Source organism: Edaphobacter aggregans DSM 19364, assembly GCF_000745965.1.
Classification (GTDB): Bacteria; Acidobacteriota; Terriglobia; order Terriglobales; family Acidobacteriaceae; genus Edaphobacter; species Edaphobacter aggregans.
This window is the reverse complement of record NZ_JQKI01000340.1, coordinates 1-1,268: the sequence shown is the minus strand read 5'-3', so window position 1 is coordinate 1,268 and position 1,268 is coordinate 1. Positions and strand designations below refer to the sequence as shown.

1 protein-coding gene is annotated in these 1,268 nt (G+C 57.1%); it reads right to left on the bottom strand.

What is annotated here, in order from left to right; genetic code table 11:
• Window positions 1–313: 313 nt before the first annotated feature.
• The gene (locus Q363_RS31670) at window positions 314–901 is read right to left on the bottom strand and encodes a phospholipase D-like domain-containing protein (RefSeq protein ID WP_084080980.1); all 588 of its coding nucleotides are present in this window, start codon (window positions 899–901) and stop codon (window positions 314–316) included.
• Window positions 902–1,268 lie beyond the last annotated feature (367 nt).

Here is a 1,268-nt window from a genome sequence, read left to right as displayed (position 1 = left end):
TTTGGAAGGTGTTCGCGTACGCAGACATCATGGCTAACTTGGATGCCAATATCTGTCGAGAAGCTGTCGGCGTTGGCCGTGCTTTTTCGAATACCTGTCAAGAGGCTTTCCGCATATCCCCTATTTTCGGCTGGCCCGGTGGGAATCGCGGATGCGAATTCCAAGCCTGGCTTCAGTGAGGCGTCATCTTGAGGTGCCCCCTCGTGCGTCGACCAAAGCTGAGGAAATATCAGGGTTCCGCTTCGCTGTAACGCATGTCTCCGGTTCTGTTTTGTAACGCAAGTGCTAAGTACGCTCACGCCCTCTCTCCTCCCTACTGGGCGGGGGTCGTCGCCATTCGATTCGTAGCGCGCTGCCACATGGCTTCAAAACGATTTTCGAACAGCGCTGCCAGTGTCGTATCTATTTCGTAATGCACATCATTGTCCTGGCGCTTGAGGCCAGTCGGAGACCAGTTGGCCGACCCTGTACGCAGTAGAGCGCCGTCAATGACATAGCTCTTGAAGTGCATCAGCTCCTGCGAAGCTTTCACACGGACCTCGACCCCACCCGCCAGCAGCGTTGGCGTGATGGAAGAGCCGCGCTGGTTCTCCTGCATCGATTCTCTCGAATCACGGTAGACACGCACCCGTACTCCAGAGCGTGCCAGGTGAACCAGTTCCGCGGCCAGCTCACGATCCGTGAAGCTGTACATCGCCACATCGACAGAGACCTTCGCCGTCCTCAGCGTCTCTATCTCTCTTCGTTCCAGGTTCGATTCCGGCGCATAGAGAACGACCGCATGGGCTGTTGGGGCGCAGAGAGTGGAACTACTTTGACCCGCCGCCGAGATCCCGGTGATTGCAGGACGAAGAAGCACTAGACAGACGAACATTTGCCGAACAGACTTTGAAGACAGCATGATCCCAAGTCTACGGACTGACAGGATGTTCGCAGCAGATTCTTCAGCTCTAATCAGTCTCGGCGTGCCAAAACGGATCACTCTTCACGTTCGCCTCATTCCGCAATACACCCCACAGACATAAGACCAAGGGCAGTACCAGAAAGGGGGGAAGGCTCCTCCCAGCCTGCAGCCGGCTATGAAGCCACCGTCTTCCGGCACCCTCCTCTGCGGGCCTTTCCCGCCCGCAACGCCCACCCGAAGAATAAAGCATCTTTCTGCGCTCCGCGCAAAGCAAGGAAACCAAGCCTTCCTGAGAGGCTCCGCCTCTGGCGCGCGCAAGAGGCACCCTAATCTTCCGCGCTTCGCTTGTGCAGACCTCCGCTTC

Excerpts from the sequence above, each read along its gene's own strand:
- Q363_RS31670 (WP_084080980.1), bottom strand. The coding sequence starts at position 901 with ATGCTGTCTTCAAAGTCTGTTCGGCAAATGTTCGTCTGTCTAGTGCTT.